At 41.4% G+C, this 20,874-nt stretch carries 25 protein-coding genes; 15 read left to right on the top strand and 10 right to left on the bottom strand.

What is annotated here, in order from left to right; all coding sequences use genetic code 11:
• The first annotated feature begins 206 nt into the window (after positions 1-206).
• The 10 genes from CLV57_RS16335 (at position 207) to CLV57_RS16295 (ending at position 8,072) form a co-directional block, all read left to right on the top strand.
• Positions 207-812 (top strand): GNAT family N-acetyltransferase, encoded by a 606-nt coding sequence (locus CLV57_RS16335; protein ID WP_100342446.1) that lies wholly within the window; start codon positions 207-209, stop codon positions 810-812.
• A gap of 48 nt (positions 813-860) precedes the next feature.
• A complete protein-coding gene (locus CLV57_RS16330) occupies positions 861-1,265 on the top strand; it encodes a hypothetical protein (RefSeq protein WP_100342445.1) in 405 nt (134 codons plus the stop codon).
• Between the two features lie 405 nt (positions 1,266-1,670).
• Positions 1,671-1,886, top strand: coding sequence for a hypothetical protein (locus CLV57_RS16325; protein ID WP_100342444.1), 216 nt, complete (start codon positions 1,671-1,673; stop codon positions 1,884-1,886).
• A 247-nt stretch (positions 1,887-2,133) separates the two neighbouring features.
• Positions 2,134-4,533, top strand: a complete 2,400-nt coding sequence (gene pheT / locus CLV57_RS16320; RefSeq protein ID WP_100342443.1) for a phenylalanine--tRNA ligase subunit beta — start codon at positions 2,134-2,136, stop codon at positions 4,531-4,533.
• 122 nt (positions 4,534-4,655) lie between these two features.
• Complete coding sequence (locus tag CLV57_RS18780) at positions 4,656-4,802, top strand: four helix bundle protein (protein ID WP_394339446.1); 147 nt, start codon at positions 4,656-4,658, stop codon at positions 4,800-4,802.
• The gene (locus tag CLV57_RS18425) at positions 4,771-4,917 is read left to right on the top strand and encodes a four helix bundle protein (RefSeq protein WP_157799193.1); all 147 of its coding nucleotides are present in this window, start codon (positions 4,771-4,773) and stop codon (positions 4,915-4,917) included. Before CLV57_RS18780 ends, CLV57_RS18425 begins: the two co-directional genes overlap by 32 nt.
• Before the next feature lie 76 nt (positions 4,918-4,993).
• A complete protein-coding gene (locus CLV57_RS16310; RefSeq protein ID WP_100342442.1) occupies positions 4,994-5,281 on the top strand; it encodes a hypothetical protein in 288 nt (95 codons plus the stop codon).
• Positions 5,282-5,303: 22 nt separating this feature from the next.
• Positions 5,304-5,597 carry a cell division protein ZapA gene (locus tag CLV57_RS16305; RefSeq protein WP_100342441.1) on the top strand — a complete coding sequence of 98 codons (294 nt, stop codon included), beginning with the start codon at positions 5,304-5,306 and terminating at the stop codon, positions 5,595-5,597.
• Between the two features lie 299 nt (positions 5,598-5,896).
• On the top strand, positions 5,897-7,459 hold the full coding sequence (rny, locus tag CLV57_RS16300; RefSeq protein WP_100342440.1) for a ribonuclease Y: 1,563 nt from the start codon (positions 5,897-5,899) through the stop codon (positions 7,457-7,459).
• 100 nt (positions 7,460-7,559) lie between these two features.
• Positions 7,560-8,072: an Mpo1 family 2-hydroxy fatty acid dioxygenase gene (locus tag CLV57_RS16295; RefSeq protein WP_157799192.1), complete on the top strand. Its 513-nt coding sequence runs from the start codon at positions 7,560-7,562 to the stop codon at positions 8,070-8,072.
• 8 nt (positions 8,073-8,080) lie between these two features.
• On the opposite strand, the gene recG is transcribed toward CLV57_RS16295, so the two are convergent.
• The 4 genes from recG to CLV57_RS16280 form a co-directional block, all read right to left on the bottom strand.
• The gene (gene recG, locus CLV57_RS16290; protein ID WP_100342438.1) at positions 8,081-10,189 is read right to left on the bottom strand and encodes an ATP-dependent DNA helicase RecG; all 2,109 of its coding nucleotides are present in this window, start codon (positions 10,187-10,189) and stop codon (positions 8,081-8,083) included.
• A gap of 15 nt (positions 10,190-10,204) precedes the next feature.
• Complete coding sequence (locus CLV57_RS16285) at positions 10,205-10,585, bottom strand: RidA family protein (RefSeq protein WP_100342437.1); 381 nt, start codon at positions 10,583-10,585, stop codon at positions 10,205-10,207.
• Between the two features lie 27 nt (positions 10,586-10,612).
• Positions 10,613-10,756 carry a DUF6728 family protein gene (locus CLV57_RS18730; RefSeq protein ID WP_317044592.1) on the bottom strand — a complete coding sequence of 48 codons (144 nt, stop codon included), beginning with the start codon at positions 10,754-10,756 and terminating at the stop codon, positions 10,613-10,615.
• A gap of 98 nt (positions 10,757-10,854) precedes the next feature.
• Positions 10,855-12,195, bottom strand: coding sequence for an OmpA family protein (locus CLV57_RS16280; protein WP_100342436.1), 1,341 nt, complete (start codon positions 12,193-12,195; stop codon positions 10,855-10,857).
• Positions 12,196-12,347: 152 nt separating this feature from the next.
• On the opposite strand from CLV57_RS16280, the gene CLV57_RS16275 reads away from it, so the two are divergent.
• Together CLV57_RS16275 and CLV57_RS16270 are read left to right on the top strand one after the other, a co-directional pair.
• Positions 12,348-13,637 carry an aminopeptidase P N-terminal domain-containing protein gene (locus CLV57_RS16275; RefSeq protein ID WP_100342435.1) on the top strand — a complete coding sequence of 430 codons (1,290 nt, stop codon included), beginning with the start codon at positions 12,348-12,350 and terminating at the stop codon, positions 13,635-13,637.
• Positions 13,638-13,729: 92 nt separating this feature from the next.
• A complete protein-coding gene (locus CLV57_RS16270; RefSeq protein WP_100342434.1) occupies positions 13,730-14,617 on the top strand; it encodes a glycosyltransferase family protein in 888 nt (295 codons plus the stop codon).
• Positions 14,618-14,758: 141 nt separating this feature from the next.
• Here the strand turns inward: CLV57_RS16270 and CLV57_RS16265 are convergent, their stop codons facing one another.
• On the bottom strand, positions 14,759-15,472 hold the full coding sequence (locus tag CLV57_RS16265) for a glycosyltransferase family 2 protein (protein ID WP_100342433.1): 714 nt from the start codon (positions 15,470-15,472) through the stop codon (positions 14,759-14,761).
• A 141-nt stretch (positions 15,473-15,613) separates the two neighbouring features.
• On the opposite strand from CLV57_RS16265, the gene CLV57_RS16260 reads away from it, so the two are divergent.
• Entirely contained in the window at positions 15,614-16,687 is a 1,074-nt protein-coding gene (locus tag CLV57_RS16260; RefSeq protein ID WP_100342432.1) for an acyltransferase family protein, read from the top strand.
• On the opposite strand, the gene CLV57_RS16255 is transcribed toward CLV57_RS16260, so the two are convergent.
• Positions 16,684-17,598, bottom strand: a complete 915-nt coding sequence (locus CLV57_RS16255; RefSeq protein ID WP_100342431.1) for a hypothetical protein — start codon at positions 17,596-17,598, stop codon at positions 16,684-16,686. The genes CLV57_RS16260 and CLV57_RS16255 overlap by 4 nt on opposite strands.
• 61 nt (positions 17,599-17,659) lie before the next feature.
• Between CLV57_RS16255 and CLV57_RS16250 the strand changes: the two genes are divergently transcribed.
• On the top strand, positions 17,660-18,475 hold the full coding sequence (locus CLV57_RS16250; protein ID WP_100342430.1) for a class I SAM-dependent methyltransferase: 816 nt from the start codon (positions 17,660-17,662) through the stop codon (positions 18,473-18,475).
• On the opposite strand, the gene CLV57_RS16245 is transcribed toward CLV57_RS16250, so the two are convergent.
• A complete protein-coding gene (locus CLV57_RS16245; protein WP_100342429.1) occupies positions 18,476-18,937 on the bottom strand; it encodes a nuclear transport factor 2 family protein in 462 nt (153 codons plus the stop codon). It lies immediately after the preceding gene.
• 93 nt (positions 18,938-19,030) lie between these two features.
• Here CLV57_RS16245 and CLV57_RS16240 point away from each other — a divergent pair, with 93 nt between their 5' ends.
• Positions 19,031-19,648: an RDD family protein gene (locus tag CLV57_RS16240; RefSeq protein ID WP_100342428.1), complete on the top strand. Its 618-nt coding sequence runs from the start codon at positions 19,031-19,033 to the stop codon at positions 19,646-19,648.
• A 10-nt stretch (positions 19,649-19,658) separates the two neighbouring features.
• On the opposite strand, the gene CLV57_RS16235 is transcribed toward CLV57_RS16240, so the two are convergent.
• The 3 genes from CLV57_RS16235 to CLV57_RS16225 are packed head-to-tail and all read right to left on the bottom strand — an operon-like array spanning position 19,659 to position 20,760.
• On the bottom strand, positions 19,659-20,063 hold the full coding sequence (locus CLV57_RS16235) for a hypothetical protein (protein WP_100342427.1): 405 nt from the start codon (positions 20,061-20,063) through the stop codon (positions 19,659-19,661).
• Between the two features lie 29 nt (positions 20,064-20,092).
• Entirely contained in the window at positions 20,093-20,551 is a 459-nt protein-coding gene (locus CLV57_RS16230) for a nuclear transport factor 2 family protein (RefSeq protein WP_211290084.1), read from the bottom strand.
• A gap of 44 nt (positions 20,552-20,595) precedes the next feature.
• Positions 20,596-20,760 (bottom strand): hypothetical protein, encoded by a 165-nt coding sequence (locus CLV57_RS16225; RefSeq protein WP_157799191.1) that lies wholly within the window; start codon positions 20,758-20,760, stop codon positions 20,596-20,598.
• Positions 20,761-20,874: the final 114 nt, after the last annotated feature.

Genomic DNA, 20,874 nt, shown 5'->3' with positions numbered 1-20,874 from the left:
GCGTCACGAGAATGTCGTACCGCCGTTGGGCAAACGCTTCTTATGATCGCCCCGTTGTCCGAAGTCTGTGACTTCGGACAACGGGGGCCTTGCAGGTGTTCCCGCCCGCCGTTGTTGTGTCTTATGACCAACAACCGAAGCGATAGGTAGAAGAATGATTATTGAAATTTTGATTGTAAATTGCGTTTGCTTACTACCTGAACATCATGTCCCTAAATTTCAAAACTACCCAAAACATCATACTGGAGAACGAACGCGTTTTGCTGCGACCGTTGCAGGCGGAAGATTTTGACCATCTTTTACCTTTCGCGTTGAATGAACCCGAGATCTGGAGATATTCTGCCCGGACCGCCGAGAGTGCAGCACTATTAAAGGAGTACATTGATGGAGCAATAAAGGCACGTGAAGCAGGTGCAGAATACCCGTTTATTGTGTTCGACAAAAAAGCAAATGCTTACGCAGGAAGCACACGTTTTTACGAGATACAACCTGAGAATGGCGCATTGGAAATAGGCTACACCTGGTATGGTAAAGATTTTAGAGGTAGCGGATTAAACAAGCATTGTAAGTTTTTACTACTGCAATTTGCTTTTGAAACTATGCAGACCCACCGGGTAGGCTTCCGTGCCGATGCCCGCAATGAGGTAAGCATTGCCGCCATGAAAAGTATTGGCTGTACGGTTGAGGGTGTTATTCGCAGTCACGGCGTTTTACGTGATGGCGGAAGGCGCGATTCCGTATTATTGAGTATTTTGAAAGACGAATGGTTTGGCGGAGTTAAGGAGCGGCTGAAGGGGAAGACGACTTGTTAACTTATTTTTTAATTACTTGAGAAGTAGCGCGGCACGAAGTTAAGTACTATGGATATAAAATATATAATTGAAACTTTTAGGAAGGCGCATGAAAGTATAGAAGAAACTATTGAGAATATAAAACCTTTATATTCAGACGAGCAACAGCTCTGGCCGCAACTTGAAAAGCTAAGTGTGCCAGTGCTTATACATGAAAAGCTAATTAATTTTTTAGCAGACAGCATGCAAATGGTTAACGATGAAGAGCGATTTAAATCTTTTGATTTAGAGGATATAAAAACTATTTACCAATTACTTGTGGAATATTATCCTAATAATATACAGTATAGACTGGACCTTATTGGTTTTGTTTATAACGTATTAGATAACGAGAAAGAAGCGTCGGCACTTGCAAATGAAGCTGTGAAGATGATGGATACTAAACGAACTGAATTTGTCCGCTTTTTAAAATAGATAATTAGTTAAGCCTGTAACTTTTTACTCCTTTTTCACCCCTCTGCCACACTGGTCGAAATTTATAAATTCGTTTTATAATAAGACACCATTCTGTTTGCACATAAACCAATTGTGATCTGAGTTAAGTTAGTGTACCCAACCCTGTCCCAAATGGTGGACCAAAAATCTGAAGCTGATGGAAATTTGTCCCGAATTGAATAATGATAAAAATATAATATTCTGATTTTTAACTAAATAAATAAATTTTATGCTCTAAAAACTGCATCGTTCGCATATGCGCATGGGACAGGTTAGTGTACTAATTGTGTGCAATGTTAACCACTCCACATTTGTTTAAACAAGTTACATTATAGCCTAAACAAAGTTTAACTTTAAGCGGTTAAACAATAAACAAACAACACTATGATAACTCCAGACGACGACCTATTACCCGACGATTCAGAAACAGAAGATTTTGAACAGACCAGTCAGCAAGACATCCACTCCAACGGTTTTGACGATGATGATTTGATTACCGACGATACCGAAGATGAATCGGACGCATTGAGTAGAGCCTATGATGCTGCCGAACCATCATACACTCTTAATCTGGACGATGAGCCGCAAGATGATGAGTAGTTTTAAAGATTTTGAAATTAAAGTTACCATCAACGGCGGACAGATCATTACTATCCGCACAACATAGTCGGAATGTACGGAAGTGCGAAAGTCGGGAAGATAAAGCAGGTTACCCTAATGCTTCTACTCGTCTTTCGGACTTTTCGGACTTTCCGATTAAAATCGTAAATCAAATCCCACCTTTTAGCTTTCGCCTTTAACCTTTCGCCTCCAAAAGCTATCTTTGCCGATTATCGTTCAGCAATAAATGAAAATATCATATAACTGGCTTAAAGAATTTATCCAAACCGACAAAACTCCGCAGGAAATATCTGTGATATTAACCGGTACCGGTTTGGAAGTAGAGAGCCTTGAAAAAGTACAGGCCGTTCCCGGCGGTTTAGAGGGTTTGGTTATTGGCTACGTTAAAGAGCGTACCCAACACCCCAATGCCGACAGGCTCAGCATCACCAAAGTTGATGTAGGCACCGGCACCGACCTGCAAATTGTTTGCGGAGCGGCCAACGTGGCCGCCGGTCAGAAAGTAGTGGTAGCTACCGTTGGTACCACTGTACACCCAACAAGCGGCGAACCGTTTGCCATCAACAAATCAAAAATACGTGGCGAAGTATCTGAAGGTATGATCTGTGCCGAAGATGAAATTGGCTTAGGCACAAGTCATGAAGGTATTATGGTGTTGCCTGAAGATGCCGTTGTAGGTACCCCGGCAAAGGAATACTTTAACCTGAACGACGACTACATGTACGAGATAGGCCTTACGCCTAACCGTGCCGATGCTACATCGCACCTGGGTACCGCCCGCGATATTGCAGCCTTCCTGAAAACCACCGTTGTAAAACCGGATGTGTCTGCTTTTGCTGTAGATAACAACAGCCGTGTTATTGATGTGGTAGTGGAGAATGAGCAGGCGAGTCCGCGGTATGCAGGCTTGACCATATCGGGCATAGAAGTGAAACAGTCGCCGCAATGGTTAAAAGAGCGTTTGGCGGTGATCGGAGTAAGATCTATTAACAATATTGTTGACGTTACCAACTACGTGCTGCACGAGTTGGGTCAGCCGCTGCATGCTTTTGATGCCGATGCTATTACTGGTGGTAAGGTAATCGTTAAAAACTGCCCTGAGGGCACCCTGTTCAAAACATTAGATGATACAGAGCGCAAACTCTCTGCCGATGATCTGATGATTTGCAACACCGAAGCGCCTATGTGCATAGCTGGTGTTTTCGGTGGTAAAGATTCCGGTGTTAGTGAAAAAACCACCAGCATATTTTTAGAGAGCGCTTATTTTAATTCTGTATCAGTACGTAAAACGGCTAAGCGCCACGGATTAAAAACGGATGCTTCCTTCCGCTTTGAGCGTGGCACAGATCCTGATATGCCTGTGTTTGCTTTAAAGCGCGCCGCTATGCTGATAAAGGAAGTAGCCGGGGGAAGTATATCCTCGGATATTATTGACCTGTATCCAAATCCTGTTCAGGCACCGGTAGTTGAGCTGCCTTATGCTAAAGTGGATAGATTGATCGGTCAGCAAATACCACATGAAGAGATCAAGGCCATTGTTACTGGCCTTGAAATGCAGATAGTAAATGAAACCGCCGAAGGTTTAACACTAAGCATCCCGCCATACCGCGTGGATGTAACCCGCGATGTAGACGTTGTTGAGGATATACTGCGCATATACGGCTATAACAATATTCATATACCAACGCAAATACGGGCTTCACTAAATACTTCACAGCGTCCGGAGAAAGACACTGTTCAGAACCTGTTGAGCGATCTGCTTACTGCCAATGGTTTTAACGAGATATTGTCTAACTCGCTAACTAAATCAGCCTATTCTGAGGATCTGGATTCGGCGGTGAAGATATTGAACCCATTAAGCTCTGATCTGGACATTATGCGTCAAACCATGCTGTTCTCTGGTTTGGAGGCTATCGCCTACAACCAAAACCGCCAGGCTGCCGATCTGAAGTTTTATGAGTTCGGTAAGGTGTACAGCATTAAGGAAGATAAATACATAGAAAGTCAGCGCTTTGCTATTTTTATTACCGGCGATGCAAGTCCGGCGCAATGGAACCAAAAGGCTAAGGCTTCAACTTTTTACAACATCAAATCTTTGGTGGACGGCATTCTTAAAAAATTGAATGTTACCGATGCTATATTGACCGACAGCGATACTAAGGAGCTGGCTTACGGATTGAACTACACCCGCAACAACAAAACGCTGGTAACAGTTGGTAAAGTTGCTGCACCGGCACTTAAAAAAGCCGGGGTAGACAAGGAGGTGTTTTATGCCGACATCAACTTTGATCAGTTGATGACCATCGCTAAAAAGAACAAGATAGTTTACCAGGAGATCTCAAAATTCCCTGCCGTAAAACGCGATCTGTCAATGTTAGTAGACAAAGCAGTTACGTTTGACCAGCTGAAACGCATAGCCCAACGCACAGAGAAAAAACTGTTGCAGCAGGTAGATATTTTTGATGTATATGAGGGCGACAAACTTCCGGCAGGCAAAAAATCATATGCTCTGAGCTTTGTATTGCAGGACGCTGAGAAAACTTTGACGGACAAAGCCATTGACAGTGTTATGCAAAAAATTATGTATAACTTAGAAAAAGAAGCAGGAGCGGAGATTCGTAAGTAGTCAAATAGAGATTAGTTGATCAGAGATTAGGATTATCATGAGTACATTTTCTGATTTGGAAGTTTGAAAAAAATCGAGAATCCTGAGAAACGCTATTTTTGAGTTGACAAATTCTTTTCCTGTTGAAGAGAAGTAGATTGACTGACCAAATTATCAGATCTTCCAGATCAATAGGAAATAATATTGCAGAGGGTTATGGCAGATTTCATTATGCAGATGAAGCAAAGTTTCTATTGAATGCACGCGGTTCCAGTAACGGAAACGATTGATCATTTAATTATTGCATTAGATAACGGTTATATATCAGAAGCAACGTTTGATAAGTTTAAAGCTGATTGCGACGAATGTGCCAAAATGATCAATGGATATAAACTATTTACGTAGTCAGTCAACACAAAAACCTGCAACAAAATAAAAATACAAAACTAGTCTATAATCAACCCAATCAACTGGTCAACTAATGAGCACCACAGCAACTTTAGATAACGTAATTGAAAAAACCGAGCGCCTTATACAGCTTTGCTCTGTTTTGCAGGAAGAGAATGACCTGTTGAAATTGGAGAATGATACGTTGCAGGTGGCGCTAAATGCCAGTAAAAATAAAACCAAAGAGCTTGAAGAAAAGCTGAGGGCACTGAAATTAGCTAAGTCATTTTCAGAAACAAACGAAAAAAGTGTTGACATTAAACAAAAAATTAGCGAATTTGTGCAGGAAATAGATAAGTGTATTGTATTGCTGAAAAAGTAGTACAGAAAGTGAACAAGCTCAAATGGGAGAAATCTCAATAAAAATAAATATTGCTGACAGAGTTTACCCTTTAAAGGTAAACATGGAAGAGGAAGAAATTATACGTAGGGCAGCTAAATTAATAAACGACCGCATAAAGGAATATCAGGAGAATTATGCAGTTAGAGATAAGCAGGATCTGTTGGCTATGAGTGTGTTGCATTATGCCACATCATCATTAAAAGCAGAGAAGAAGGTCAGCTTTGAAGATACAGAGGTGGCCGAAAAAACTTATCAGTTAGACAAAATGCTGAACGACTTTTTTTCAAAGCAATAACGTTCTTTACATAAGCTAAAAGGCGAAACAATAAGCTTAGAGCCAACAGGTTAAGGTGGCTTTTAGCTTTGGTATTTCTGCCATTGGCTAATTAATGAGTAATTAAGATTTAACCGCGGTTAAATTTTGAGTTCACTATTGAAAACTTAACACTTCAATATTAAGGGATCAAAGAGGGCATGCGTTAAACGTTGTATTAACGGTAACCTATGGCCCCAAAGTATCTGTACGAAGTTTTTAGAATACATGAGCTTGAAGTTTAATCGCGGTTTTTTTATTTATATAACCTAAAACAAAGAATGAACATATTATATGTTATTATCGGGTTGCTGGTAGGTATCCCGACGGGTGTCGTTATAGGACGATTCCTGCTGCGCAAGCTGTTCAAAGACCAGGAAGCAGCTGCTCAGCTAAAAGTTAAAAAAATACTGAAGGATGCTGAGAACGATGCCGAGATATTGAGGAAAAACAAGTTGCTGGAAGCTAAAGAACGCTTTCTGCAAATGAAGGCTGAGCACGAAAAAGAGGTAAATCAGCGTAATAATGAGGTTGCTCAGCGCGAAAACGGCGTTAAACAAAAAGAACAGTCTTACAACTCCAAACTGGAGAATTTAAGCCGTAAAGAGAACGAACTGGATAATGCACGTAAAAAACTTGAGGCCCAAACCGAAGTTCTGGCAAAAAGACAGGAAGAGGTAGAAGCTTTGAAAAACCAACACGTTCGCGAGTTAGAAACCATTGCAGGTTTATCTGCCGAAGAAGCAAAAGATCAGTTAGTAGAAAACCTGCGCGAAGATGCACGCAGCAAGGCCATGGCTCAGATTAAAGACATTGTTGACGAGGCTAAGTTAACTGCTACCAAAGAGGCTAAAAAGATAGTTATCCAAACCATACAGCGTACGGCTACCGAGGCTGCTATTGAGAACACCGTATCCATCTTTAACATTGAAAACGATGAGATAAAAGGCCGTATTATTGGTCGTGAGGGTCGTAACATACGTGCGTTGGAAGCTGCTACCGGTATTGAAATTATTGTTGACGATACACCTGAGGCTATCATCTTATCGGGCTTCGACCCTGTTCGCCGCGAGATTGCCCGTTTGGCAATGCACCGTTTGGTAACTGATGGTCGTATTCACCCCGCACGTATAGAAGAGGTGGTTGCTAAAACTAAAAAGCAGATAGAGGAAGAGATTGTAGAAATAGGCGAGCGTACAGTTATTGACCTGGGTATAACCGGTTTACACCCTGAATTGATACGTATGGTTGGCCGTATGCGCTACCGTTCATCGTACGGGCAAAACCTGTTACAGCACTCACGTGAGGTAGCTAACTTTTGTGCCACTATGGCTGCCGAGTTAGGCCTGAACGTTAAATTAGCTAAACGTGCCGGCTTACTGCATGATATTGGTAAAGTGCCTGATGATAATCCTGAACTGCCACACGCTATTTTGGGTATGCAACTGGCCGAGAAATATAAAGAACATCCGGAAGTATGCAACGCTATCGGCGCTCACCACGACGAAATAGAGATGACTTCTATGTTATCACCTATCATACAGGTTTGTGATGCTATTTCAGGTGCACGTCCGGGCGCGCGCCGTGAGGTGGTGGAGAGCTACATTAAGCGTTTGAAAGAACTGGAAGAACTGGCTATGTCATATCCGGGAGTAGAAAAAACTTTCGCTATACAAGCTGGTAGAGAGTTGCGTGTAGTGGTAGAAAGCGAAAAAATTAGTGATGCACAGTCTGAAGTACTGGCAGCCGATATATCTAACCGTATACAAACTGAAATGACCTATCCAGGGCAGATCAAAGTTACAGTAATACGGGAGACACGCTCAGTAGCATTCGCTAAGTAAAAAACAATACATTATTGTCATTGCGAGGTACGAAGCAATCGCTTGCTGCAAAGTCCGCGATTGCCACGCTACGCTCGCAATGACAATTTTTTTCAGTTATATGAAAAATCAACTCAAAGCCAAGCCTCAGCCTAACATTGAAAAGCGCCCTGTTGATGTTGTTTTAGATGAGTACAATTCATTTCATACCAACCCAACAAACCGTTTGATCAGTTATCTCTCCATTCCATTGGTGAGCTTCGGTATATTGGCGTTTATCTGGTCTATTCCGTTTCCGCATTTTGATTTTTTAGGCAAGTACAACGGCTTTATTAACTGGGCATCATTTCTAATAGCCGGAATGATTTATTACTACCTGCGTTTATCGCCGCTAATGTCCTACGCCGTACTGTTCGTATTAGCTGCCTTTAGTTACCTGATTGTTTCATTAGAGAAAACTGTTGTATTGGCTCAAATCGGATTGTTTTTTGGTATACTGGGTAGCGTGGCCCAGTTAATTGGCTATAACAAAGAAGGAAGAAGACCATTATTTGCCCAGGATTTAAAATTTATGGCGATAGGCCCTATGTGGCTGTTTAGCCTGTTGTTTAAAAAGTTGAATCTGCGTTACTAAGGTATTTATCAGGATATCTTATCCCAACTCAATCCATTAGTTTTTGATTGGAATGCCACACGTAAAAGCTCGTTCTCTGGTGCGGCCAATTGCGGATCTTTAGAAAATACAACCTCTACAAAATTTCGTATCTGCGTTAATAATTCCTGATCTGTAACCAGATCAGCTACCTTCAAATCCATTATACCGCTTTGTTGGGTGCCTTCAATATTGCCGGGTCCGCGTAGTTTAAGGTCAGTTTCTGATATTTCGAAGCCATTGTTAGTTTTAACCATGGTATTAAGCCTTACGCGGCCATCAGGACTCAATTTGTCCTTGCTCATGAGCAAACAATAGCTTTGCTCAGCACCTCGGCCCACACGCCCCCGTAACTGGTGTAATTGGGATAAGCCAAAGCGTTCAGCATTCTCAATGATCATTACCGAAGCGTTTGGCACATTAACACCCACTTCAATAACGGTTGTAGCTACCATTATTTGGGTGTCGCCTTTTACAAAGCGTTGCATTTCGGCTTCCTTTTCGGCCGCCTTTAATTTGCCATGCACAATACTGATGTGGTATTGTGGTAGCGGAAACTCGCGGCGCATTATTTCTATGCCATCTTCCAGATTTTTAAGGTCAAGTTTCTCGCTTTCTTTGATCAGCGGGTAAACTACATAGATCTGTCTTCCCTTGGCTATCTCCTGTTTCATAAAACCAAACATGCGCAGACGTTGGCTCTCGTAAAAATGCAGCGTTTCAATTGGCTTACGTCCGGCAGGCAGCTCGTCAATCACCGAAACGTCCAGATCGCCATACAGCGTCATGGCCAATGTGCGGGGAATAGGCGTGGCTGTCATCACCAAAACGTGTGGCGGTATTGTGTTTTTGCGCCAAAGCTTAGCGCGTTGTTCCACACCAAACCTGTGCTGCTCATCAATCACCACCATGCCCAGGTTTTGGTATTGCACTTTGTCTTCAATTAGCGCATGGGTGCCAATCAATATTTTTAGCTCGCCGTTTTCCAGCTTTTCGTGAATAAGCCTTCGCTGGCGTTGCGGTGTTGACCCTGTTAGTAGTGCAACCTCTAAAAAGTCATCGCCAATAACACCCTTTATAGTTTGATAATGCTGACTGGCCAGTATCTCGGTAGGCGCCATTATACAGGTTTGAAAGCCATTATCAATAGCTATCAGCATGCTCATTAAGGCCACAATTGTTTTACCACTGCCCACGTCGCCTTGCAGCAGGCGGTTCATTTGTACGCCACGCTGGGTGTCCTGGCGTATCTCCTTTAGTACCCGCTTTTGCGCTCCCGTTAATTCAAACGGCAGTTTATACTCATAAAACTCATTGAAGTAATGTCCTATCTTGTCAAATACATTCCCTTTAAATTTTTGCACTCTGAGTAATTTGGTGCGCAAAAGTTTAAGTTGCAAAAAGAATAGTTCTTCAAATTTAAGGCGATGCTGTGCTTCCGCTAACTTTATAGCATCATCCGGAAAATGAATTTGACGATACGCTTCCGCGCGGCTCATCAGCTTGAAGCGGTTCAAAATGTAAAGCGGCAGGTTTTCTGTTATGCTGTTACCATATTGCTCTAATAAAGCAGCAACCAATTTTTGCAGACCTTTGCTGTCTAACTGAAATTGCTTTAATTTTTCGGTTGAGCTGTATACCGGTTGAAGTGTTAAGTTCCCTTTACGTTTGGCCGCTTCCGGTGTATAGAGGTCCATTTCGGGGTGAGACATTTGTGCCCTGCCGTTAAATGAACCGGGTTTGCCAAACAGCACATAAGCTTTACCGGGCACCAGCGTTTTTTCTATCCACTTTATGCCCTGAAACCATACCAGTTCCATTAAGCCGGTGTCATCTCTCACGTTCGCAACAAGCCGTTTGGTATGTTTTTCGCCTAAAATTTCTTTATTAATAAGGCGCGCTATTACCTGTACGTAAGGTAACTCGTCATTAACTTCCCTTATTTTATAAAAGCGGGTACGATCAATATGCCGGAATGGATAGTGCCTGAGCAGATCGTCAAAAAAATGAATGCCGAGTTCCTTTTTTAGAACCTCGGCACGTGCGGCACCAACACCTTTCAGGTACTCAATAGGAGTTTGTAATGTGTGGCCGTTCAATACGCTAAGTAAATATTATGGTTTTACCGCAATAACAGATATTTCAACGCTAACGCCTTTTGGCAATGCAGCTGCCTGCACAGTTTCACGGGCAGGGAAATCGCCTTCAAAGTAGGTACCATATACTTCATTCACTTCGGCAAAATCGCCCATGTTTTTTAAAAAGATGGTAGTTTTTAATATGTGCTCAAAGCCTGCACCTGCCCCTTCTAAAATGGCACCTATGTTTTCCATTACCAGGTGTGTTGCTGATGAAATATTATCAGTAACGAGTTCGTTGGTAAAAGGGTGAAGCGGGATCTGCCCTGAAACAAATATTAGGTTGCCTGCAATAATTGCCTGGCTATACGGGCCAATTGGAGGTGGGGCATCATTAGTTGTAACTACGGTTTTCATAGGGAATAAAGATATATAAAGTGCAAGTTATTTTTTAAGCACGAACCACTGAAATAGTTTCCATAAAATGCCGGCTGTGAACATTATTATAGCTGTAGCATTAATAATGTGCATTACTTTGAGATTAAAGCTTTGCGGCCTGTTTGGATCTTTCTTTCTGAAGAAGTACATAAAACAAATTTACAATAAATTTTAAGCAGTGTTTAATACAAAAAAAAGAAGGCCTTCCGGTAAGGAAGGCCTTCTTAATATTTCAAACTGAATCAAAATTATTTTTTGAATTGAACACGACGGTTTAATACACGTCCTTCTTCAGTTGAGTTGTCAGCAATTGGCTGAGTTTCGCCAAAACCTTTTACAGTGATTTTGCTTGCAGCAACACCAGAGTTAACTAAGTAAGTTTTTACTGAGTTAGCACGGTCACGAGATAATTTCAAGTTGTGAGCAGCAGTACCTTCAGATGAAGCGAAACCTTGTACTTCAACAGCAGAACCAGAAGTTCTTAAGTCAGCAGAAGTTGCGTCAAGAGCTGGGTAAGAAGAAGTTCTTAATACTGAGCTATCAAATTCAAACTGGATGTTGCTGTAAGCTGCACCAGCTGGGCTTGCAGCAACAGTGTCTTGTTTAGGGAACACAATTGGGCAGCCACCACCGTCAACAACAGTACCAGCAGGAGTACCTGGGCATTTGTCAAATTGATCAGCAACACCGTCACCGTCAGAATCTTTTTTCAGGTCGTTAACAGCGTTTTCTACGTTGGTAACACGGCCTTTTAAAGCTTCAACTTCACGACGTAAAGCTGCATCGTATAATTCATCATACATTAAAGCTACAGGGTTGGTAAACTCTAAAGCTGGTTTGTCTTTTGAACCAAGAGTGAACTCTAAACCTGCGTAACCATATGCATAACGGTCTTTAGTAGGGTAGCTTCTGCGAACAGCGTCAAAGTTATCACCATCAATGAAGTTTTGAGTATAACCAACATTTAAGGCAACAACATCGCTTAATCTGAATTTAGTACCAACACCAATAGGTAATACTAACTCAGTAACGCGGTTAGGATATTCCTGGTTTAAAGGAGTACCTGCAGGCGGGTTGTAAGCAACCATTGTAGGTTTGTAGTTGATCAAGTTCCAACCGGCTTTACCGTAGAATATGATACCTCTTTCGCGTTTAAGGAAATTGATGTTAGCAATGTTGATAACACCGTTGATACCGTACTGGAAGAAATCAGTAGAGAAGCTTACAAAGCGGTTGCCGGTTACACCGTCACCAACAAATGGAGCGCTTCCGCTGTTGCCTTGTACTTTACCACCTGTTACAGATGCTTCAAGAGAGAAAGCATAGCTAAGTTGTTTTCTAACAGAGATACCATAACCAAGGCTGATTTTGTTACCGTTAAAGTCACTTGAACCGCCGGTGAACAACATTGGAGAAGTTACACCTCCGTTGATACCGATGCTCCAGGTTCTGAATTGGCCTGTTCCGCCAAACATTTTGGCGTTTGAGGTTGTCGATCCGGTTGCGGTGGTTTGGGCGTTAACTGCACCCGCTACCAGCAAAGACGCAAACGAGAACGCGACTGTCTTTTTTAATGTAGAATAGTTCATAAGTTTTAAGATTAAACAATTTTTAATTGTGATTTTTTTCAAAAATAGTAATTATGTTTGAAACGATTACCAAATACTGTTCCAAAAATTACAAATAATAACACAAATAAATAAAAATTGTTGTATAAAATGTACACAATATATTTAGTGCTATGAAATATACTCCAGTCGATAATAATTTATTTACAAATAATAGAAAAAGTTTCGTTTCACGAATAAAGCCGGCCTCTTTAGCTTTGTTTTATGCTAACGATGAATTCCCGCGCAGCGGCGATCAGGCCTTTCTATTCAAGCAAAATCCTGATTTTTTTTACCTGAGCGGCATAGATCAGGAGCAAAGTATCCTGTTGCTTTTTCCGGATTGTCCTAATCCACTATACAGAGAAGTACTTTTTTTAAGACAGACCAGTGAACACATTGCGGTGTGGGAGGGACACAAGTATACTAAAGAGGAAGCAAGGCAGGCTTCGGGCATACAACAGGTATATTGGCTAACTGATTTTGATAATATATTACATAGTATTATTAATTACGCAGATAATATTTATATCAATACAAACGAGAACGACCGTTACGCCCACACCGTACCTTACCGCGATATAAGAATGCTGGAAGAGCTGCGCCGCAAGTATCCGTTACACCACTATAAGCGCTCAGCACCCATCATGCGCGATCTGCGGGTGATCAAGTCTGATGTAGAAGTTGAACTGACCAAAAAAGCATGCGCTATAACACGCGATGCATTTATAAGAGTACTCAAATTTGTTAAGCCCGGGGTAACCGAGTATGAAATTGAGGCTGAAGTTATACATGAGTTCATTCGCCAGCGCGCAACGGGGCATGCTTACAACCCTATAATTGCATCCGGAAAAAATGCCATTGTACTACATTATGTAGACAATAACCAGGTATGTAATGACGGCGACGTAATATTATTTGACTTCGGTGCCGAATATGGTAATTATAATGCTGATATGAGCCGTTCAATACCGGTTAATGGCAGGTTTACACCGCGCCAGCGCGAGGTGTATAACGCTGTTTTGCGGGTGATGCGGGCCGCTACGCAAATGATAGTAGAAGGCGCTGTGTGGAACGAATATCATGATGAAGTGGGTAAAATAATGACAAGCGAGCTGATTGGTTTAGGCTTATTAACCAAGCATGACGTAGAGAAGCAGGACACCAAAATGCCTGCTTATAAAAAATACTTTATGCACGGCACATCGCACCACTTAGGTTTAGATGTGCATGATTTTGCCAGTCGTTATAAACCTTTTGAGGTGGGTAACCTGCTTACCTGCGAGCCTGGTATATACATCCCTGCCGAGGGTTTGGGTATACGCCTTGAAAATAATATCCTGATAACCAAGGGCGGTAATATTGACCTAATGGCTGATATCCCTGTTGAGGCCGATGAGATTGAAACGATAATGAATAGCTAACCATAGCTGAACTCTCCTTATATATATATAGATATGCAGCGGCTATTCACCATTGCATATCTATATATTTGTACCGTATCTAAAACAGGTTAATGAAAGTAGCCGGCTTTACCTTTATACGCAACGCTGTAAAAAACGATTATCCTATAGTTGAGGCTATTACTTCAATATTGCCTTTGTGCGATGAATTTGTGGTGGCCTTAGGGAATAGCGACGATGAAACCGAACAGTTGGTCAAAGGCATCAATTCGCCTAAGATAAAGATCATTAACACGGTTTGGGATGATTCCATCCGCGATGGAGGGGCGGTTTTTGCTGCTGAAACAGACAAAGCTTTTGCTGTCATATCTTCCGATGCCGATTGGGCATTTTATATTCAGGGCGATGAGTGTGTGCATGAAAAATACCATGCGCTTATAAAGAAAGAAATGGAGCAAAATTTAAATGATAGGGCTGTTGATGGCTTATTGTTTAAGTATCTGCACTTTTATGGATCATATGATTACTATGGGCACTCGCGCCGCTGGTACCGCCGCGAAATAAGAATTGTGCGGAACGATAAAGATGTTCGTTCCTACCGGGATGCCCAAGGTTTCAGGTGGGCCGATAATTCCAAGCTTAATGTTAAACTTATCGACGCTTACATTTATCATTATGGCTGGGTTAAACCACCATCAGGCTTAGCTGCTAAGCTGCGCAACTTTAACAAGTTTTATCATGATGATGAATGGATGAAAGAAAATCTGCCCGAAACATTCACGTTTGATTACAGCCACAAAAATCCTGACAGGTTAGTACATTTCACCGGAACACATCCGGCAGTAATGCACAAACGCCTGGAAGCAACCAACTGGAACTTGGAGATAGATTTGAAAGCGTTACGTAAGCAAATGCCTTTCAGGCGTAAGGTATTACAAAAAATTGAGGACCTTACCGGTTGGCGTATAAGCGAGTATCGTAACTATAAATTGATAAAATAAAGATATTATTTAGCCTCCCGGGAAGTAACACATAAAGTATAAATTCCCGGAAGGGCCAAACGCGCACGATTTCTTTTCCAGGAACATTTTGAATCTTTAGTAGAAGAACTGATGAGATAACTGTATCGTGCTAAGCTTAACTTATGCTCGTGGGTTATCGCGGTGTTTAAATTTATGCACCCGGTACCTGAACCAGGTCTTTAAGCCAAAGTTTTTATAAATGAGGGATGCTTTTTCTTTTTGAAAAGGCTCATCTATAATTGTTCCGGATAGGCCGGTATGGTTAAAATTACAGATGGTGTAATCTTTATATACAAAGTGATAATTGCTATCGCCGCAAAGATCAAGGGTTAGTGCAAAGTCAGCAGATATTTTGTAACGCGTATTGTAACGGTGCTTATCAAAAACAGACCGTGGATAGATCATTGCCTGATGATAAGGGCCGCATTTGGCTATCTGGTACCGGGTTAATTCGCCAAGTCGTTTTGATCCTTCGGCAAATACATTAGCATAGTAAATGGCGTTCTCATCAGTAAGTTCCAAAGCGAAGTTGGAAAACTCAGGCAGCATTTCATCATCAGCTCCAATAAAGTACACCCAATCTCCGGCCAGATGTGTTACGCCCTTATTCATCGCGTCATAAACACCTTTATCAGGCTCGCTCATCCAAAAATGTATATTGGCCGCGTTTGCTTTGATAATATCAACAGTACCATCCGTGCTGTTGCCATCAATAATAATGATCTTGAGCTGCGGATACGTTTGTTTGTAAATACTATCCAGGCAAGCCTGCAAGGTGTTGGCAGCATTGTACGTAACTATTATAATTGAAATTGCCGCAGGTGTTGAATTCACTGTCCTTATTATTGCTTGCTAAATAACGCTGCAAAGTAAATACTTATTCCATCAAAAAACGTAATTAAAATCTTACAACAGCATTGTACAATACGCAGATAATAACTCAGTTTATAATATTCATATATTTGCTATATATCTATGCAAAATCTGATCAACGAGGCGCCGGCGAAGAAAAAAAACTACGATTTTATTGATGCCATACGCTGCATTGCCATGATATCCATTGTTGCAGAGCATAGTGTGGCTGCCGGTGGATACGAGTTTCCCGACGGCTCGCCAAAATACTGGACCTATATTTTACTGGTGCAGCTGGCAAAGTTTGGCACTATCTCATTCTTTCTGTTAGCAGGCTTTTTAATAGGGGAGAAGTTTGCTGATTACTCGCCGGCCGAGTATCTGAAACGCCGTGTATCAACCACCTTTGGCCCCTGGCTTTTCTGGACAATTATATACGTTATTGCAATTATCATCAACCTGCGTGTAAAGGAACGCATTTATCATGACGGACAGTTCAATCTGGATAACATATTGTATAACATTAAACTGATCTACTTTTATACTAACTATTGGTTCATTATAAATTTTCTGATAAGTATTACTATTCTACTCATTTTCAGGAAGTATTTGTATTCGTGGATATTAGGGGCTGTACTTGGATTGTTCACAGTATTTTATGCCGTTAATATTCATTACGAATGGATAGAGCCCAAACACACTACCGCGGTTTTGGGGTTTGTATTCTTTTTATGGCTTGGCGCGCAAATGCGCAAACATATTGATGCCATGGATAAAGTGATCAGCCGTATATCCTACCCGTTGTTATTACTGATAACCCTGGTTACTTACGGACTTGCCATCTTCGAAATAGATATGTTGAATGGAAGGAGTGCAGATATGGTGAACACCTTGCGTTTCAGTAATATATTGTTCTCGCTGGCTTTTTTTATGTTGCTGTTTAAAATAAAAACGTTTGGTTTGGTGAACAAGCTAAAGCCGCGACAAACCACATATGGCATCTACCTGATACACTACCTGGTAATTATTTTTTTACTGCCCGAAATATTTATCCACTTCAATATAGATGTTATGGCCTTGTCGGTACCGCAGTACATTTTGTATAAGCTCATAACTTTTGTATTGACCTACGGTATTACGTTTGGATTGGTAATGGCCATTAGCCATTCGCGCTTAAAAAAGCTGGTAGGGAATTAAGCTGGCTTTTGCTTTTTGAATATGCTTTTTATGGCCCGTCGGAATTTTTTGAACCGTGCTTTTACCTGCCATGATTCCCACATGCGGTGCATTTCATAGCCTCCTCCTTTGTAGTGTTCACGCATCAGGTTTTTGGCGTTGCCCTGGTAATGCAGACTTACAAAGCGCACCAGTTTACCTGTACTTGTGTTTTTGCAAGATGGTAATCCGTTTTGCCAGTATACCTTTTTTACGCCGTTCTCCATCTCGTAGCCATCTTCCCGGTTAATAGATATATCAACAGCCAAATCATCGGTAAGTAAATCTATTTTCATGGTCTCTGCCGGGTGCTCCAAAAAATACATATGGAACAGTACCATGTCTGATATTCCGCCTAAACTTATCGGGTCAACCAGTAAGGTGTCATACCAGGCATCCAGCTTTTTTATTGCCGCAGCATCTGTGTAGCAGTACATTAAAAAGTTGCAAAAGCTATCAATTGCCTCATAGTTTTTAAAGTAGGTAACAGCAGGCATACCTGTCCAGTCGCAGGTGTTGGCAATGTTGCTATCGCCAAAAAACGGCTTTAGCTCCGTGAAGTTCTGAAATGCCAGCACATCCGAATCAAGATAAATAAAGCCTTCAATGCCATGTTGTTTACAAAAGCCCTTTACATAAAACCATCGTAAAAAACAGTTTAGCTCATAGGTCTCATCATTGGGTGAGCGGTGTTTGTAAACGCGTGAGAAAGCGGCGGCGTCGCTTTCAATATCGCTTACGTTTACATGCCTTACAAAACTGTATCTGTTGTTTTTTTTATCGCCTAATAAGTAAACAGTGCTATCCGGATTAAAATGTTTAGCTTGTTTAAGGCTGTATTTTAGGTAGTCGGCATTACCGCTATGGAAGAGAATAATAGGTAGGGATGTCATTTTTTTATACTGCAACGGGATAAAAGTAAAACTTATACCTGAAAGTTTGCATATTTAACCCATGCAAAGCAAAATTACCGGCGGGGAAACCGAGCTGATGTTTACAGCACGGGTGTTGAATAAATACGACGTAAAGTTTTACCGTTGTAAAGATACCGGCTTTATTCAAACGGAAGAACCCTACTGGCTGGCGGATGCTTATTCATCAGCTATAACCAAGTTAGATGTTGGCATGGGTTATCGTAACCAGCAACTTGCCGACAGAACAGCTAAGCTATTGGTGTCGGGCTTTAATAAGAACGGTAAGTTTTTAGACTATGCCGGCGGTTATGGTTTATTTACCCGTTTAATGCGCGACAACGGCTTTAACTTTTACCATACCGACCCTTATTGCCAGAATATATTTGCCGAGTATTTTGATCTGAACACTTTGCCAAATGCAGAGCGTTTTGAAATGGTTACAGCATTCGAGGTGTTTGAGCATCTGGCTAATCCGCTTCAGGATATAAAAACTATGCTGGGTTATTCATATAACCTGCTTTTCAGTACCGAGCTCCAACCGGAAGGCATTAGTTCTGTTGAAGACTGGTCGTATTTTTCTACGGAGACAGGTCAGCATGTTGCCTTTTATACCGAAGCAGCATTAAAAGCAATAGCCGATAAGTTGGGCTATAACTTTTATACCGATGGAAGGTTTCTGCACCTGTTTACTCAAACCCAATTTGATAAAAACCCATTGGCGCCGGTGCGCGATAGCTTTTTATTGCGTAAGGCAAAAAAATACATTGCCAAAGCCGAGCGTAGAGCGGGCCAGCCCGAGAGTTTGTTAATGCGCGACTGGCAATTTATTAAAGACAAGCTGAACGGAAAAGGTTAGCTACATTACAGAGCAGCCATCTTTACGGCGGGTATCAACAATGTAAATTATTTTCCATCCTGCGGCGGTCTTCATCAGTTGAAAAACATCAACGCCGCAATGGCTGAATTTATCGTCTAAGTAAAATTTGTAAGGTGCCCAAACGCTGGCCAGTTCGCCGTCAATTTTAATATCCTTAAAGGTGATGCGTTCATCGTAAATGCCCTTATGGGGCATGCCTATGCTTTTTACAAAATCATCGGCGCTGTCATTAATTAATACTGTTGTGCCATCTTTGGTCTTGCCAATGCTGTGCAGTATAATTCCTTTAGCAAAGGTAGAGCGCAGCAAGGTGCTATCGGTTTTGCGCATGGCATCAAACATATTGTTGATGGTTTGTTTAATGGCAGCTACATCTGCCTGTTGTGCAAAGCCAGTATGGCAAAGCGTGAAGAGCAGGAGTGTTAAGGCGAGTTTTTTCATAATACCAAGATAATGAAATACAAATGGTTAGTGTCAATGCCGTTACGTGTTTTTTGTGACAACTATTGAAGATTAACGCTATTTTAGCACTTAATGTCAGCCACCTCAAATACCTACATCCTCGTTATCAACGGCAAGCCCGAAGGCCCATTTTCCATTGATGAATTAAAGGCGCACAACATAAAACCAACAGACTTTATTAAAACTGAAGACATGGTTGATTACAAAGAAGCGCACGAGATAGCAGAGCTTAGGCAACTGTTTGGCTTTAGTAAAGCAGCGCTATTGATACAATACTACGGCAGTTTTGACCAGCGCCTTACTGCCGCGGCAATTGATCTTTTCTTCGTATCAACCGTATGTGCCGTATTGATGTTTGCAGGTGCTATGCTGATCAACAGCCAATTGATCGTACTAATAATGACGTTGGGTTTGGCCATCATTATTCCAATAGTTAATCTGGTATATCATGTCATTATGGAAAGCTCCGCCAGGCAAGGTACACATGGCAAGCAACTCCTGCAAATTCGTGTTTGCGATATGGAGGGTAACCGCATTAGCTTCGGAAATGCCGCAGGTCGAAATCTTGCTAAAATATTTTCGCTACTTCCTTTATTTATGGGCTATCTGTATATCTTTTTTAACAAAAAGCAGCAGGGCTTTCATGATGTTATTGCCGGTACTTTGGTGATCAAAGACAGGCTGGATTAATGACCAATGTCTATTCCTTAACAACCGTTACCCTTGATGCATCCTCTCCAAGTGTTTCGAAGATCATCGTATTATCTTTGAAACTTGATATATAAAACGGAAAACTGCGGGTGCTCCCGTCGGCTAATATCTCCTTATAATTGATGTTGGTGCCATCAACCGTAAAAGTACCATGCGACAGTAGTTGCCCGCCCCACACCATACGCAGACTGTCGCCTTTGGTAAATTCAATATACGGCGTCTGCTCACGCAAGTCGCCGGTTGGCATAACCCCCGGCGGGCTCTGTTTAGGATGTTCCAAACGGGTGTAGTTCCACTTGCCATACAGGTCTGTTGCAGTTACCGCGTGTTTACAGCCGGCTACAATTGTAAATCCTATTAAAAGCAGTAAAATATATTTTTTTATGAAGATCATTTGTCAGGGTTAAATATAGTAGTAAGTGGTTAATTATTTACGTGGAGGCTAATTACCCGTTTTATGCGCCATTGTTTATTTTGATATTGCCATATCAACACAAACTTATCCGGCTTGGATATGCTGTTGTTTTCAGCATGATTGATAAACTGATGAAGGGCAATTTCTACCGCGCCAAAGTTTGGTAAAGGGTAGACCTCAATGCTTCCCGGTACCAGCACACGCGTTACCTTGCCACAAATATTTTGTTTAATAGCCGCCAGTACTTTAGCTTTCGATGTTTCCAATCCGCTGCCATCATGGTAAAACTCCAGGCTGTCTGAATAAATAGCAGCCTGTTTATCCATATCGCAACGGTTGTAAGCATCAAAATAAATGCTGTCCATACGCACTATATCCCGGTAAAGTTGTTTATCAGTAGTTTGGGCTAAAGTTGTTAACGAAGAAAGTAGCATCACCCCAAATAGTATCAACCATGATTTTTTCATTTTGAGCGTTTTAACTCAAAAATAACTATTCAAAGCATTAACTTTTATTTATCTTTTTGCTTTTGGTTGGTGTTTTGCTCGGCCTTTTTTACCTCATCTTTTTCACTCATCGGAAAATCGGTTTTTAATTCACCTGGTTTTTCTTTTTGAGGTTGCTCAACCCCTTCCTCCCGCATAAGCTGGTCTGTTTTTTTTTCGTCGGCTTTCATAACACTATAATTAGGTAATACAAGTGGTTTATACATACTTAACATTGAGAAATTGGATATGTTCAAAAAAAATTATAGAAAGTTTGTAACAAGCAAAATGGTTAAGTGTCAAAT

Source organism: Mucilaginibacter auburnensis (genome assembly GCF_002797815.1).
GTDB classification, from domain to species: Bacteria; Bacteroidota; Bacteroidia; order Sphingobacteriales; family Sphingobacteriaceae; genus Mucilaginibacter; species Mucilaginibacter auburnensis.
This window is presented reverse-complemented; position numbering and strand designations above follow the sequence as displayed.